This window comes from Streptomyces tuirus, from assembly GCF_014701095.1.
Taxonomy (GTDB): Bacteria; Actinomycetota; Actinomycetes; order Streptomycetales; family Streptomycetaceae; genus Streptomyces; species Streptomyces tuirus.
This window is the reverse complement of record NZ_AP023439.1, coordinates 3,399,075-3,412,479: the sequence shown is the minus strand read 5'-3', so window position 1 is coordinate 3,412,479 and position 13,405 is coordinate 3,399,075. Positions and strand designations below refer to the sequence as shown.

General features: G+C 71.1%; 12 protein-coding genes and 1 tRNA gene. 9 read left to right on the top strand and 4 right to left on the bottom strand.

Annotation, left to right across the window (positions count from 1 at the left end):
• Positions 1-55: 55 nt before the first annotated feature.
• Both IGS69_RS15545 and IGS69_RS15540 read left to right on the top strand, forming a co-directional pair.
• Complete coding sequence (locus IGS69_RS15545) at positions 56-1,399, top strand: sensor histidine kinase (protein ID WP_190900257.1); 1,344 nt, start codon at positions 56-58, stop codon at positions 1,397-1,399.
• The gene (locus tag IGS69_RS15540) at positions 1,396-2,076 is read left to right on the top strand and encodes a response regulator transcription factor (RefSeq protein WP_030243122.1); all 681 of its coding nucleotides are present in this window, start codon (positions 1,396-1,398) and stop codon (positions 2,074-2,076) included. The genes IGS69_RS15545 and IGS69_RS15540 overlap by 4 nt, the downstream gene beginning before the upstream one ends.
• Before the next feature lie 76 nt (positions 2,077-2,152).
• On the opposite strand, the gene IGS69_RS15535 is transcribed toward IGS69_RS15540, so the two are convergent.
• Positions 2,153-2,836, bottom strand: coding sequence for a copper chaperone PCu(A)C (locus IGS69_RS15535; RefSeq protein ID WP_190900255.1), 684 nt, complete (start codon positions 2,834-2,836; stop codon positions 2,153-2,155).
• A gap of 582 nt (positions 2,837-3,418) precedes the next feature.
• Here IGS69_RS15535 and IGS69_RS15530 point away from each other — a divergent pair.
• From IGS69_RS15530 to IGS69_RS15505, 6 genes are all read left to right on the top strand, one after another.
• Positions 3,419-3,901 carry a CarD family transcriptional regulator gene (locus IGS69_RS15530; RefSeq protein ID WP_003953493.1) on the top strand — a complete coding sequence of 161 codons (483 nt, stop codon included), beginning with the start codon at positions 3,419-3,421 and terminating at the stop codon, positions 3,899-3,901.
• Positions 3,902-4,224: 323 nt separating this feature from the next.
• Positions 4,225-4,989: a 2-C-methyl-D-erythritol 4-phosphate cytidylyltransferase gene (ispD, locus tag IGS69_RS15525; protein WP_190900253.1), complete on the top strand. Its 765-nt coding sequence runs from the start codon at positions 4,225-4,227 to the stop codon at positions 4,987-4,989.
• The gene (ispF, locus tag IGS69_RS15520; protein ID WP_190900251.1) at positions 4,979-5,473 is read left to right on the top strand and encodes a 2-C-methyl-D-erythritol 2,4-cyclodiphosphate synthase; all 495 of its coding nucleotides are present in this window, start codon (positions 4,979-4,981) and stop codon (positions 5,471-5,473) included. Before ispD ends, ispF begins: the two co-directional genes overlap by 11 nt.
• 100 nt (positions 5,474-5,573) lie before the next feature.
• A complete protein-coding gene (gene cysS, locus IGS69_RS15515) occupies positions 5,574-6,968 on the top strand; it encodes a cysteine--tRNA ligase (RefSeq protein WP_190900249.1) in 1,395 nt (464 codons plus the stop codon).
• A gap of 69 nt (positions 6,969-7,037) precedes the next feature.
• Entirely contained in the window at positions 7,038-7,979 is a 942-nt protein-coding gene (gene rlmB, locus IGS69_RS15510) for a 23S rRNA (guanosine(2251)-2'-O)-methyltransferase RlmB (protein ID WP_190900247.1), read from the top strand.
• 128 nt (positions 7,980-8,107) lie between these two features.
• The gene (locus IGS69_RS15505) at positions 8,108-9,808 is read left to right on the top strand and encodes a DoxX family protein (protein WP_190900245.1); all 1,701 of its coding nucleotides are present in this window, start codon (positions 8,108-8,110) and stop codon (positions 9,806-9,808) included.
• 510 nt (positions 9,809-10,318) lie between these two features.
• Here the strand turns inward: IGS69_RS15505 and IGS69_RS15500 are convergent.
• From IGS69_RS15500 to IGS69_RS15490, 3 genes are all read right to left on the bottom strand, one after another.
• Positions 10,319-11,047 carry a nucleotidyltransferase family protein gene (locus tag IGS69_RS15500; RefSeq protein WP_190900243.1) on the bottom strand — a complete coding sequence of 243 codons (729 nt, stop codon included), beginning with the start codon at positions 11,045-11,047 and terminating at the stop codon, positions 10,319-10,321.
• Between the two features lie 98 nt (positions 11,048-11,145).
• On the bottom strand, positions 11,146-11,595 hold the full coding sequence (locus IGS69_RS15495) for a hypothetical protein (protein WP_190900241.1): 450 nt from the start codon (positions 11,593-11,595) through the stop codon (positions 11,146-11,148).
• Positions 11,596-11,813: 218 nt separating this feature from the next.
• A complete protein-coding gene (locus tag IGS69_RS15490; protein WP_031105478.1) occupies positions 11,814-12,902 on the bottom strand; it encodes an ABC transporter ATP-binding protein in 1,089 nt (362 codons plus the stop codon).
• Positions 12,903-13,211: 309 nt separating this feature from the next.
• Here IGS69_RS15490 and IGS69_RS15485 point away from each other — a divergent pair.
• Positions 13,212-13,285: transfer RNA gene (locus IGS69_RS15485), tRNA-Thr, on the top strand.
• The last annotated feature ends 120 nt before the right edge of the window (positions 13,286-13,405 follow it).

Sequence of the window (13,405 nt, the reverse complement as noted above, 5' to 3'; positions counted from 1 at the left end):
GAGCTCGCACCCCGACAGCTGTGGAGGGTGCCGGAGCCATGCCTAACCTGGGTGCATGGACGTGAACGCGGCGGTCGCCGCAGCGGCAGCGATCGCCGGGGTGCTCACCGGTGTCATCGCCGTGCTGGCGTTCCGGTGGAGCGAGCGCGAGCAGAATCGCCCCACCCGCAGCTCCCTGCACACCGACGCGGTGCTCCCGCCGGGTGTGGACACGGTGCTGTCGGTCCTCAGGTCGTCCGCCGTCGTCCTCGACGAGGCGGACGCCGTGGTCAAGGCCAGCTCGGCGGCGTACGCCCTCGGCCTGGTCCGCGGCGGCAAGCTCGCCGTCGAACCGATGCTGCAGATGGCGCGGGACACCCGCCGGGACGGCGAGATACGCCAGGTCGAGCTCGACCTGCCGCGGCGCGGCACCGGACGCGGAGAGGCCCTGGCCGTCTCCGCGCGGGTCGCGCCGCTGGGCTCCCGGCTGGTGCTGCTGCTCGTGGAGGACCTGACCGAGGCCCGCCGCATCGAGGCGGTCCGGCGCGATTTCGTCGCCAACGTGAGCCACGAGCTGAAGACGCCGGTGGGCGCCCTGTCGCTGCTCTCCGAGGCCGTGATGGACGCCTCCGACGACCCCGAGGCCGTCGAGCGGTTCGCCGGGCGCATGCAGATCGAGGCCACCCGGCTGACCAGCCTGGTGCAGGAGCTCATCGACCTCTCACGGGTGCAGAACGACGACCCGCTGGAGGACGCAGAGCCGGTCCGCGTCGACGAACTCGTCGCCGAGGCCGTCGACCGCTGCCGGCACCAGGCCGGCGCCAAACAGATCACCATGGCCTCGAATGTATGGTCGCCCGAAGGGCTCGATCAGGGTGGCGGCGGGCGACGGGCGGGCGGCACCGCCGACCTGCGCGTGTGGGGAAACCGCGGCCAGCTCGCCGCCGCCCTCGGCAACCTCGTCGAGAACGCGGTCAACTACTCGCCCGCCCGCACCCGCGTCGGCATAGCGGCCCGCAGTGTGAACGCGCCCGGCGGCGATCACATCGAGATCGCCGTCACCGACCAGGGCATCGGCATCTCCGACAAGGACAAGGAGCGCATCTTCGAGCGCTTCTACCGTGTCGACCCGGCCCGCTCCCGTGCCACCGGTGGCACGGGGCTGGGGCTGGCGATCGTGAAGCACGTGGCCGCCTCGCACGGCGGGGAGGTCGCGGTGTGGAGCGCCGAAGGCCAGGGCTCCACCTTCACCCTGCGGCTGCCGGAGGCCGGTGCGGCCCGCGACCGCGCACATCAGCAGACCGCCCGACACGAGCGCGCAGGAGGCGCGGGCCTCGACGATGAGGCCGGGCGGTCCACCCCCACATCCCCCGAATCAACCGCGTACGAAACGCTTCCCGCCCCGGAGGTCCTTCCGTGACCCGAGTGCTCGTCGTCGAGGACGAGGAGTCCTTCTCCGACGCCCTGTCGTACATGCTCCGCAAGGAGGGCTTCGAGGTCGCCGTCGCGACCACCGGGCCCGACGGACTCGACGAGTTCGAGCGCAACGGCGCCGACCTCGTCCTCCTCGACCTGATGCTGCCCGGCCTGCCGGGCACCGAGGTCTGCCGCCAGCTGCGCGGCCGTTCCAACGTCCCCGTCATCATGGTGACCGCCAAGGACAGTGAGATCGACAAGGTCGTCGGGCTGGAGATAGGAGCCGACGACTACGTCACCAAGCCGTTCTCCTCGCGCGAGCTGGTCGCGCGCATCCGTGCGGTGCTGCGCCGGCGCGGCGAGCCCGAGGAGGTCACGCCGGCGGCCCTGGAGGCCGGTCCGGTCCGCATGGACGTCGACCGGCACGTGGTCACCGTCGGCGGCACCAAGATCGACCTGCCGCTGAAGGAGTTCGACCTGCTGGAGATGCTGCTGCGCAACGCCGGCCGCGTCCTGACCCGCATGCAGCTCATCGACCGCGTCTGGGGTGCCGACTACGTCGGTGACACCAAGACCCTCGACGTCCACGTCAAGCGGCTGCGCGCCAAGATCGAGCCGGACCCGGGCGCCCCGCGCTACCTGGTGACGGTCCGCGGCCTCGGCTACAAGTTCGAGCCGTAGACCGGCCGCGCCCGACGGCAGAGCGAAGGGCGGGGCCTCTCCCGGGAGAGGCCCCGCCCTTCGTCGGTACGACTGCTCAGTGCCCGGCGTCCGCGCTCGCCGAAGCCGCGTCGGTCGGCGTGCCGGATGCCGCGTGGCCACCCGGCGTCTCACCGCCCGCGGGGCTCTCCGGCGCACCCGAGGCACCCTCGGCCGGGGAACCGGACGGCGACCCGGACGGGGACGACGACGCGCCCGGCGCGGACGGGACCTCGGACGGGCCCCACTCCTTGAAGTGGTGCTCGGCGGGCACGACGAAGGCGCGCAGGCTCACGTCACCCGTCCTGCTGAAGGTGAAGGTGACCTTCTGGGCGTTGCCGTCCTGCACGGCCTCGCGGCTGCTGGGCAGGATCGCCGTGGCGTTGCCCTTGCCGCCCAGGATCAGCGAGCCGCCGGGCGGGATGCTGAGGCTGCCGCCCTTGGCGGGCTTGAGCTCGGCGGTCTTGCCGGTGCCGGGGAGGGTGATGGACTCCAGCGTCTCGGCGCTCTTGCCGGAGTTGAACACGGTCGCGGAGATCGCGGCCGGGCCCGTCGACTCGAGGTCGGGCTGCGTGATGACGATCGCGTTCTGGATCTTGATGTCACCGACGCTCGTGGCCGCGTTGTCCGGCTGGATCTCCAGGGTCTGGGCGTTGTTGCCGGCGCCGCACGCGGCGAGCGAGGCGATCGAGAACGCGATGACGGCGGCGGCGAGGGCACCGCGTCGAAGGCTGCTGCTCACGGCGGCGGCAACTCCTTGACTCGAGCGGAGCGGCCGGAAAAGCCGCCCTAAGTGTCTGTCAGCGGGCCTTAGGTTACCGAGCCGTCCTCGTCGGGCCGCACCCGACCCCCCGTCACCGGCGATCCCACCTGAGTCACACATGACTCCCGGGTCACATTGGCGCGGCGCTCGTCCGGCATTCACATAAGAGCCCCGGGGAGTACCGCAAATGTTGCGTGAAGGAATGCGCGGAGCACCTCGGAATTGATCATCGGCGGTCCGCCGGGGTGGCTCGTGATCAATTCCGGATTCGGCCGGAACCCGGCTCGGGCCTCCGAACGGAGTAGCGGAAGTCGATCATACGGAACCGGACATATGGGGATGTTCGGCCTTCTGGAGGGTGCTCCGGATGCGTGTAACGTACGCGTTTCGCTCCCCCCGGAGAGCCGCTCTCACCTGCGAATACCTTCTTCCACTCCCTGTCCGAAGCACGTTCCTGTTGGAGTTGTCAAGCCCCGAGATATGCCCTGACCTGCGAAAACGCCATTCAGAACCCGCAGTTTCCGTGTTACCCTGGATAGCCACGGAAGGGGTACCTGTCACATGACGTTCAAGGTTGGCGACACCGTGGTCTATCCCCATCACGGGGCCGCGCTGATCGAGGCCATCGAAACTCGCCAGATCAAAGGCGTGGACAAGACCTACTTGGTGCTGAAGGTCGCCCAGGGCGACCTGACGGTACGTGTGCCAGCGGACAATGCGGAGTTCGTCGGCGTGCGTGATGTGGTCGGTCAGGACGGGCTGGACCGGGTCTTCGAGGTGCTGCGCGCGCCGTACGCCGAGGAGCCCACGAACTGGTCCCGTCGATACAAGGCAAACCTGGAGAAGCTCGCCTCGGGCGATGTCATCAAGGTCGCGGAAGTGGTGCGTGACCTGTGGCGTCGTGAGCGTGAGCGTGGACTCTCCGCCGGTGAGAAGCGCATGCTCGCCAAGGCCCGCCAGATCCTGGTGAGCGAGCTGGCCCTCGCGGAGAACACCAACGAGGACAAGGCCGAAGCTCTGCTCGACGAGGTTCTCGCCTCCTGAGGCGAAGCCGGTCGCTCAGCGCTCCGCTTGTCAAGGCTGCCGCTGATCAAGGCTGCTGATCGAGCGCGCCTGCACATCGAAATGCCGCGGTGCCCGATGACGAATTCCCTGTCGCCGGGCGCTGCGGCATGTTCATTCCCTGATGCCGATGCACCGCCACCCCGAGGTGTGTTATCACTCACGCCCCGGTTGTTTGTCTGGCGTGCCGGGCCCGGGCAGCCGGCTCGACCGGCGTCACGGAAGGGTCCGGTCGAGCGCGTCGCGCCCGGCACTCCTCCAGGCCATACCCACGCCAGGCCAGCACACAAACCTGACAGGAACCGATGTCTGACGATTCGCGTCCCTCGCCGCCCGCAGGTCCCTCCACGGCCCGTACGGCGGCCGTGATCCCGGCCGCCGGCCGGGGTGTCCGGCTCGGTCCGGGCGCCCCCAAGGCACTCCGCTCGCTGGGGGGCACCCCCATGCTGATCCACGCGATCCGGGCGATGGCCGCCTCCCGCGCCGTCTCCCTGGTCGTCGTCGTGGCCCCGCCCGACGGTGCCGCCGAGGTCAAGTCGCTGCTCGACGCGCACGCGCTGCCCGAGCGGACGGACTTCCTCGTCGTCCCGGGCGGGCAGAGCCGCCAGGAGTCCGTGAAGCTCGGCCTGGACGCGCTGCCGCCCGGCCACGACATCGTGCTGGTCCACGACGCGGCCCGGCCGCTGGTCCCGGTGGACACGGTCGACGCCGTGATCGAGGCCGTACGGGACGGCGCGCCGGCCGTGGTGCCGGCGCTGCCGCTGGCCGACACGGTCAAGCAGGTCGAGCCCGCCGCCACCCCCGGCGAGCCGGAGCCGGTTGTCGCCACGCCCGAGCGCTCGCTGCTGCGGGCGGTGCAGACCCCGCAGGGCTTCGACCGGGCCACGCTGGTGCGGGCCCACGAGACGGTGACCGGCGAGGTCACCGACGACGCCGGCATGGTCGAGCAGCTCGGCCTCGCGGTCGTGGCCGTCCCCGGCCACGAGGAGGCGTTCAAGGTCACCCGTCCCCTGGACCTGGTCCTCGCGGAGGCGGTCCTGGCCCGCAGGAGGCTCAACGATGGCTTCTGACCAGCCCGTTCTGCCCCAGGTCGGCATCGGTACCGACATCCACGCCTTCGAGGAGGGCCGCGAGCTGTGGTGCGCCGGCCTGAAGTGGGAGGACGCGGGCCCGGGCCTGGCCGGCCACTCCGACGCGGACGTCGTCGCCCACGCCGCGTGCAACGCCCTCTTCTCCGCCGCGGGTCTCGGCGACCTCGGGCAGCACTTCGGCACGGGCCGCCCCGAGTGGTCCGGCGCCTCCGGAGTCACCCTCCTGACGGAGGCCGCGCGCATCGTGCGCGAGGCGGGCTTCCGCATCGGCAACATCGCCGTACAGGTGGTGGGCCCCCGCCCGAAGATCGGCAAGCGCCGGGACGAGGCCCAGAGACTCCTGTCGGAGGCGGCCGGGGCCCCGGTGTCGGTGTCGGGCGCGACGACCGACGGCCTGGGCTTCCCCGGCCGGGAGGAAGGGCTGATGGCGGTGGCCACCGCGCTGGTCGTGCGAACCGGCTGAAGACAAGGGCCCGGGGCGTTCTCATGGCCAATGTCACGAATGTGTGCGCCCCCGGGGTGAAGGTCCTGAGGCACACCCCGGGGCCCACTACCCTGGAGTGGTGACTATTCGCCTGTACGACACCAGCGCCCGGCAGATCCGTGACTTCACCCCGCTCCAGCCGGGTTGCGTCTCGATCTACCTGTGTGGTGCCACCGTGCAGGCCGCCCCGCACATCGGGCACATCCGTTCCGGGCTGAACTTCGACATCATGCGCCGCTGGTTCGAGTACCGCGGCTACGACGTCACCTTCGTGCGGAACGTCACCGACATCGACGACAAGATCATCGCCAAGTCGGCCGAGCAGAACCGCCCTTGGTGGGCCATCGGCTACGAGAACGAGCGGGCGTTCAACGACGGCTACCGCGCCCTCGGCTGCCTGCCCCCGACCTACGAGCCGCGCGCCACCGGCCACATCACCGAGATGGTGGAGATGATGCGCGGCCTGATCGAGCGCGGGCACGCCTACGTCGCGGACGGCAGCGTCTACTTCGACGTCCGCTCCTTCCCGGAGTACCTGGCGCTGTCCAACCAGGACATCGACGACCTGCGCCAGCCCGACGAGGGCGTCTCGGGCAAGCGCGACCCGCGCGACTTCGCCATGTGGAAGGCCACCAAGCCCGGCGAGCCCGACTGGGAGACGCCCTGGGGCCGCGGCCGTCCCGGCTGGCACCTGGAGTGCTCGGCGATGGCCCACAAGTACCTCGGCACCGCCTTCGACATCCACGGCGGCGGCCTCGACCTGGTCTTCCCGCACCACGAGAACGAGATCGCGCAGGCCAAGGCCTACGGCGACGAGTTCGCCCGGTACTGGGTGCACAACGCCTGGGTCACCATGAGCGGCGAGAAGATGTCCAAGTCGCTGGGCAACTCGGTGCTGGTCAGCGAGATGGTCAAGCGCTGGCGTCCCATCGTGCTGCGCTACTACCTGGGCACCCCGCACTACCGGTCGATGATCGAGTACAGCGAGGAGGCGCTGCGCGAGGCCGAGTCGGCGTTCGCGCGGATCGAGGGCTTCGTGCAGCGGGTGGTGGAGAAGGCCGGCGTCGTCGAGCCCGCCCCCGAGGTGCCGCTCGCCTTCGCCGAGGCCATGGACGACGACCTGGGCGTGCCGCAGGCGCTCGCCGTGGTGCACACCACCGTCCGGCAGGGCAACAGCGCGCTGGCCGCCGACGACAAGGAAGCCGCCGTGGCCCGGCTCGCCGAGGTCCGCGCGATGCTCGGCGTGCTCGGCCTCGACCCGCTGGACCCCCAGTGGGCCGGGGAGGGCGACCGCGGCCAGGACCTGCACGGCGTGGTCGACACGCTCGTCCGCATGGTCCTCGACCAGCGCGAGGCTGCCCGGGCCCGCAAGGACTGGCCCACCGCCGACGCCATCCGCGACCAGCTCGGCCAGTCCGGCCTGGTCATCGAGGACGGCCCGCAGGGACCGCGCTGGAGCCTCGGCCCCCGCTGACGGAACAGACATACACAGCCGTACGGACGCAGTCGTACGTACGCGACACTCACGGAGACGAGTAGCTCAATGGCCGCGAACAACCGCCGCATGTCCGGCAAGAAGGGCGCGCAGGTCGGCAGTGGCGGCCAGCGGCGCCGGGGCCTGGAGGGCAAGGGCCCCACCCCGCCCGCCGAGATGCGCAAGGGACACAAGAAGAACCGCGTCGCCAATGCCAAGGCCAAGCAGGCCGTCCGCCGGCCCACCGTGCGCGGGCGCGGCGGCAAGGGCACGTCCGAGCTGGTCGTCGGACGCAACCCGGTCCTGGAGGCGCTGCGCGAGGGCGTCCCGGCCTCCACCCTCTACGTCCAGCAGTTCATCGACAACGACGAGCGGGTGCGCGAGGCCCTCCAGGTCGCCGCCGAGCGCGGCGGCATCAACCTCATGGAGGCCCCGCGTCCCGAGCTGGACCGGATGACCAACGGTCTCAACCACCAGGGCATGGTCCTCCAGGTCCCGCCGTACGAGTACGCCCACCCCGAGGACCTGGCGTCCGCCGCCTACGACGAGGGTGTGGACCCGCTGATCGTCGCCCTCGACGGCGTCACCGACCCGCGCAACCTCGGCGCGGTCGTCCGCTCCGTCTCCGCCTTCGGCGGGCATGGCGTGGTCGTCCCCGAGCGCCGCGCGGCCGGCATGACGGCCGGTGCCTGGAAGACCTCCGCCGGTACGGCGGCCCGCACCCCGGTCGCCCGTGCCACGAACCTCACCCGGACGCTCGAGGCGTACAAGAAGGCCGGCATCACGGTCGTCGGCCTGGCCGCCGACGGCGAGGCCGAGCTCGGCGAGCTTCCGGCGCTGGACGGCCCCGTCGTCATCGTCGTCGGCAGTGAGGGCAAGGGACTGTCCCGGCTCGTCGGGGAGACCTGTGACGTCCGGGTGCGGATCCCGATGCCGGGCGGCGCCGAGTCGCTCAACGCCGGTGTCGCGGCGGGGATCGTGCTGTACGAGGCGGCCCGCCGCCGCAGCTGAACACGCGTCCGGAACTTCACCCGTACGGGGTAATTCCGGTGTCATCGGGGCGACGAGGACAAGCTTGACGGGGTCCGGACAGATCCGGCGGGTCAAAGCAGTGTCCTAACGCGACGTCACTCGGTTAGATGAGTGTGGACACCAGAACACCCCGCACACCCACGGGGGACCGCTCGTCGGGACTCGACGACGCTCCCGCGCTGAGCATGGTGAAGGTGCCGAGCGACCCGGCGCAGGTCATCGTCAATCACGCGAGTTTCCGCGTGCAGTTGGGCGTATCGACGCGTCGCGTCCAGTCCCCCCGGGTCGCACGGCATCTGACCGCCACCGAGGACACCGCCCGCATCCCCCAGGTGGGGAGCGAGGCGGACGGGGCCACCGCCCGCCGCCGGCCCGTCGTCTGGAGCGGCAGATCCGCCCCCGACGACACCGGCGCGCACCGGCTCCTGCAAGCCGTGCGGCACGAGAGCGTCCGCCACGCCGACGAGCCGGCCTCCGACACCGGAGCCACCCAGGTCATCTCCCGCGTGGCACCGGGCTACGACGGCCCCGGCTACGACGGCCCGGGCTACCAGGGCGCGGGCTACGGCGGCTACGGCGGCGACGGCTACGGGGACGACCTCGCCCAGACCGTCGAGACCCCGGTCGTCGGCCCCCAGCGCACCCACGAGCCCGCCGACGGCACCCGGCTGCTGCCGCCCATGCGCACCGTCGGCAGTGCCTACGACGAACCGGCCTACGCGGACGGCGAGTTCGAGGAGTCCGCCCCCGACGCGGACGACACCGGCCGCCGGGCCAAGCGGCACGGCGACGACCCGGCCCGGCACGCCTACTACCCGGGCCGCCGGATGAACCTCGGCGTCGTCCTGCTCCCGCTGCGCGTCTTCCTCGGCTTCATCTCGATCTACGCCGGCATGGGCAAGCTGTGCGACCCCGTCTACTTCGAAGGCGGCAAGCGCGGCTCCATGGTCAAGTGGCTCAACACCCTGCACCCGTGGGAAGTCGCCGAGCCGCTGCGCCAGTTCGCCCTCGAGCACCCGGTCGGCGCCGGTCTGGTCATCGCCTTCGCGCAGGTCATCGTCGGCGTCCTGACGGTGCTGGGCTGCTGGCAGCGCGTCGCCGCGTGCCTGGGCGCCCTGCTGTCGGCCGCGCTGCTGGTCACGGTCAGCTGGAAGAGCGTCCCCGCCTACGAGACCCCCGACATCATCTACCTCGCCGCCTGGTCCCCGCTGATCATCGCCGGCGCCCCCGTCTACTCCGTCGACGGCCGCCTCGCCGGCGGCGCCTGGCGCCGGCTCGGCCCCCGCGCCGACATCTGGGACCTGCGCCGTTACGTGCTGCGCCGCGGCGCCCTCGTCACCGCCATCGCCACCGGCCTCACCCTGCTCGTCGGCTCGCTGCTCGGCGGCGCCGTCCGGGACGCCGACCGGGTCGTCGTCCCGGGCCCCGGCGAGGCCCCGCGCAACGAGCTGCCCGGCTCCCCGCTCCCGGGCGAGCCCGGCGAGCGGCAGGACAAGCGGACCCCGTCGGCCTCCTCGTCGCCCACCCAGGGCGCCACGGCCGGCTCGGCGAGCCCCAGCGCGGGCACCACGACCAGGCCGGGCGCCACGCGCGACACCGGCACGGTCACCGGTGGCTCCCCGAGCCAGACCCAGGGCACCGCGGGCCAGGCCCCGCCCCAGCAGTCCACCCCGGAGAACCAGGCCCCGAGCACCACGACCGGCCCCACCTCCGGCGGCACGGCAACGGGCGGCACGGGCTCGACCGGCGGCACGGGCGGCGGCTCCTCCACAGGCCGCCCGGGCCTGGTGGGTGGCCTCCTGGGCTAGCCCCCGACCGGACACGAAAAGGCCCCGCACTGGGAGGTGCGGGGCCTTTTCACACACGCCCTTAAGGGGCGCGGGGAACGGCGCGAGCAACCACGACGGGCCCGCGGCCGCGTGCGACGCCGAGAGCACTTTCGGATGCCCGGGAGCCAGACGCCCTTAAGGGGCGCGGGGAACTGCGCGAGCGACCACGACGGGCTCGCGGCGGCATGCGATGCCGAGAGCACTTTCGGATGCCCGGGAGCCAGACGTCCCTAAGGGGCGCGGGGAACTGCGCGAGCAACCACGACGGGCCCGCGGCCGCGTGCGATGCCGAGAGCACTTTCGGATGCCCGGGAGCCAGACGCCCTTCAGGGGCGCGGGGAACTGCGCGAGCAACCACGACGGGCCCGCGGCCGCATGCGATGCCGAGAGCACCTTTCGACGCCCGGGAGCCAGACGCCCTTAAGGGGCGCGGGGAACTGCGCGAGCGACCACGACGGGCCCGCGGCCGAAGCACACTGGACAGCGCGGTTAGCGCCCCGCCGCCAGTTCCTTCGCCGCCTCGGTCAGATCCTTCGCCGTGTCGATGGCCCGCCAGTACGACCCCTGGGGAATCGTGAACCCGGCCAGCCGCCGCTCACGGGCCAGATGGGGAAACGTCGTCCGCTCATGGTCACCCCGGTGCGGCAACAGCCCGGCGAACTCGGGGGAGAAGACGTACACGCCGGCGTTGATCTCGAACGTCGACGGCGGCGCCTCGATGAAGTCGGTGATACGCCCGAACCCGTCGGTCTGCACCGCCCCCCACGGCAGCCGGGGCCGCGCCAGCGCCAGCGTCGCGACGGCATCGCGCTCGGCGTGGAAATCGGCCATGTCGCGCAGCGAGAAGCGCGTCCAGATGTCCCCGTTGGTCGCGTACCAGGGCTGGTCGGGGTGGGGGAGATGCGCTGCGGCGTACTTGAGGCCGCCGCCGCGTCCGAGCGGTTCGGACTCGACGACCGTCGTGACGGAGACGGGCAACTCGGCCGTCTCCAGCCATTTCTGCAGCACCTCGGCGAGATGGCCGCAGGAGACCACGACGTCCGTCACGCCCTCGTCGGCGAGCCAGGACAACTGGTGGCCGATGATCGGCGTGCCCGTCCCGGGGATCTCGACCATCGGCTTGGGCCGGTCGTCGGTGTACGGACGCAGCCGGGAGCCCTGGCCACCGGCCAGCACGACGGCTTGAACGGGGCGGGACGCGGCGCTCGGATCGCTCATGGACACGAACTGTACGTGGCGTCCCGCCCGGGACGGCGGCCGACGATCGATCTCATGTCAGCCGTGATGGACCTCCCACCCGTCGGCAGGGCGTGCGCTCAGCTGTGCGCCGCGGCGACGCCGGTGGCGAAGGCGGTGTCGCAGACCGGGCGCGCGTAGGACTGGGCGCGGGTGGGGCCGTAGACGCGGACGGCGGCCTGGCCGAGGGCGCGGGCGATGGACGCGCAGTGCTTCGCCAGCGACGGGCGGCCGTTGACGGCCTGCTGGAGGTGGGTGAGGGCGACACCCGGGTCCTCCTCCTGCAGTTCGGTCAGCAGCTTGTCCCGCAGGATCTCCTGGGGGGCGCGCTTGGCGACCCGTGGGGAACCCACGGAGGTGTCCGCTGCGGTGAGCACCGGGTCGGTGGAGTTCCCCGACCAGTTGACTCGGGTGACCGCGAGGGTCCCGGAGAGCACCAGGACGACGGGCAGGACGAATGCGAGGGTGCGGCCGATCCGGCGGGCGGGGCCCTGGCCGCGTCGCGTCTGTTGGTTCATGGAGTGCTTCACGCGTGTGAGGGTAGCGCCCGGTAATGGTTTGTAGACATTTAGTCACCGGTTCGGGGGATGAGAGAGTGCCACTTTCCGGGTAGGGGGTTGACGCACACGGCTCGAAACGTCCGGTCTGCCGGGGTATTTGTCGACAACGAGAGGGGCCCCGCAGCACGCTGCGGGGCCCTCGTCGTCAACCTGGGTGATTCACCCGGGGTTGTGCGTTTGCTGGTTGATCAGTCGGACAGGCGCGCACCGGTCGACGTCGAGAACACGTGGGTCTCGCCGGAGCGGGGCACGACGTGCAGCTGGCTGCCCTTCTCCGGGACGTCACGGCCGCTGACGCGGACCACGAGGTCCTTGGAGTCGTCGCCGACCTTGGCGGTGCCGTAGACGTACGCGTCGGCGCCGAGCTCCTCGACGACGTTGACGGTGACCGCGAGGCCCAGCTCGGCATCCGCGCCGGCCACCTCGAAGTGCTCGGGGCGCACGCCCACGGTGACGGTCTTGTCGGTGGCGGCGGCGATCGCGTCGCGCTGCACCGGCACGACCGACTTGCCGAACTTCACGCCGCCGTCGGTGATCGGCACCTCGACGAGGTTCATCGCCGGGGAGCCGATGAAGCCGGCCACGAAGAGGTTGGCGGGCTTGTCGTACATGTTGCGCGGGGTGTCGATCTGCTGGAGCAGGCCGTCCTTGAGGACCGCCACGCGGTCGCCCATCGTCATGGCCTCGACCTGGTCGTGGGTGACGTAGACGGTGGTGATGCCCAGGCGGCGCTGGAGCGAGGCGATCTGCGTACGCGTGGAGACACGGAGCTTGGCGTCCAGGTTGGACAGCGGCTCGTCCATGAGGAACACCTGGGGCTCGCGCACGATGGCGCGGCCCATGGCGACACGCTGGCGCTGACCGCCGGAGAGCGCCTTCGGCTTGCGGTCCAGGTAGTCGGTGAGGTCGAGGATCTTCGCGGCCTCCTCGACCTTCTGCCGGATCTCCGCCTTGTTGACGCCGGCGATCTTGAGCGCGAAGCCCATGTTGTCGGCGACGGTCATGTGCGGATAGAGCGCGTAGTTCTGGAACACCATGGCGATGTCCCGGTCCTTCGGCGGCAGGTGCGTGACGTCGCGGTCACCGATGCGGATGGCGCCGCCGTTGACGTCCTCGAGCCCCGCGAGCATGCGGAGCGAGGTGGACTTTCCGCAGCCGGAGGGGCCGACGAGGACGAGGAACTCGCCGTCCTCGATGTCGATCTCCAGCGCGTCGACGGCGGGCTTGGTGGAACCCGGGTAGATCCGGGTCGCCTTGTCGAACGAGACAGTGGCCATGGTGAATGAACCCCTTCTACCGGCAGGAACGTGCCGGACGATCCGAGTAGGAAGGCGGTGCCACGACGGGTGTTCCGTTGTGGTGTAGTCCACGTGTGTGAACTGGCTCAGGACGGTACCTGGCGTTCAGACGTCTGTCAGCAGTTCCGGGCCGGTGAACTTCGCGGAAATTTTCGAAGCGGCACGTCACGGCCGCATGCCACGGTGGGACGGCCGTGGCCCACGGCAACGGAACTTCGTGGCTCGGCGTAACGGGCTCTGTGTACAGTGGAGCCGCCCTCGCGCGCGGCAACGCGCCACACGGCACCCGCCTCCTTAGCTCAGCTGGCCAGAGCAACGCACTTGTAATGCGTAGGTCGTCGGTTCGAATCCGACAGGGGGCTCCCTTGGAACCCCAGGTCAGATGCTGTCTGACCTGGGGTTTCGTCGTCAGCGGATGCGGCGGCGGCGTCGGGCGCGAGCCGCGCGGGTGTCGGCGGTCTCAGTTCTGGTCTCAGTGGGGT

What these genes read in the sequence shown, in the direction of transcription:
- ispF (WP_190900251.1), top strand. Translation starts at nt 4,979, where the DNA reads ATGGCTTCTGACCAGCCCGTTCTGCCCCAGGTCGGCATCGGTACCGAC.
- IGS69_RS15505 (WP_190900245.1), top strand. Translation starts at nt 8,108, where the DNA reads ATGAGTGTGGACACCAGAACACCCCGCACACCCACGGGGGACCGCTCG.
- ispD (WP_190900253.1), top strand. Translation starts at nt 4,225, where the DNA reads ATGTCTGACGATTCGCGTCCCTCGCCGCCCGCAGGTCCCTCCACGGCC.
- IGS69_RS15530 (WP_003953493.1), top strand. Translation starts at nt 3,419, where the DNA reads ATGACGTTCAAGGTTGGCGACACCGTGGTCTATCCCCATCACGGGGCC.
- IGS69_RS15490 (WP_031105478.1), bottom strand. Translation starts at nt 12,902, where the DNA reads ATGGCCACTGTCTCGTTCGACAAGGCGACCCGGATCTACCCGGGTTCC.
- rlmB (WP_190900247.1), top strand. Translation starts at nt 7,038, where the DNA reads ATGGCCGCGAACAACCGCCGCATGTCCGGCAAGAAGGGCGCGCAGGTC.
- IGS69_RS15500 (WP_190900243.1), bottom strand. Translation starts at nt 11,047, where the DNA reads ATGAGCGATCCGAGCGCCGCGTCCCGCCCCGTTCAAGCCGTCGTGCTG.
- IGS69_RS15545 (WP_190900257.1), top strand. Translation starts at nt 56, where the DNA reads ATGGACGTGAACGCGGCGGTCGCCGCAGCGGCAGCGATCGCCGGGGTG.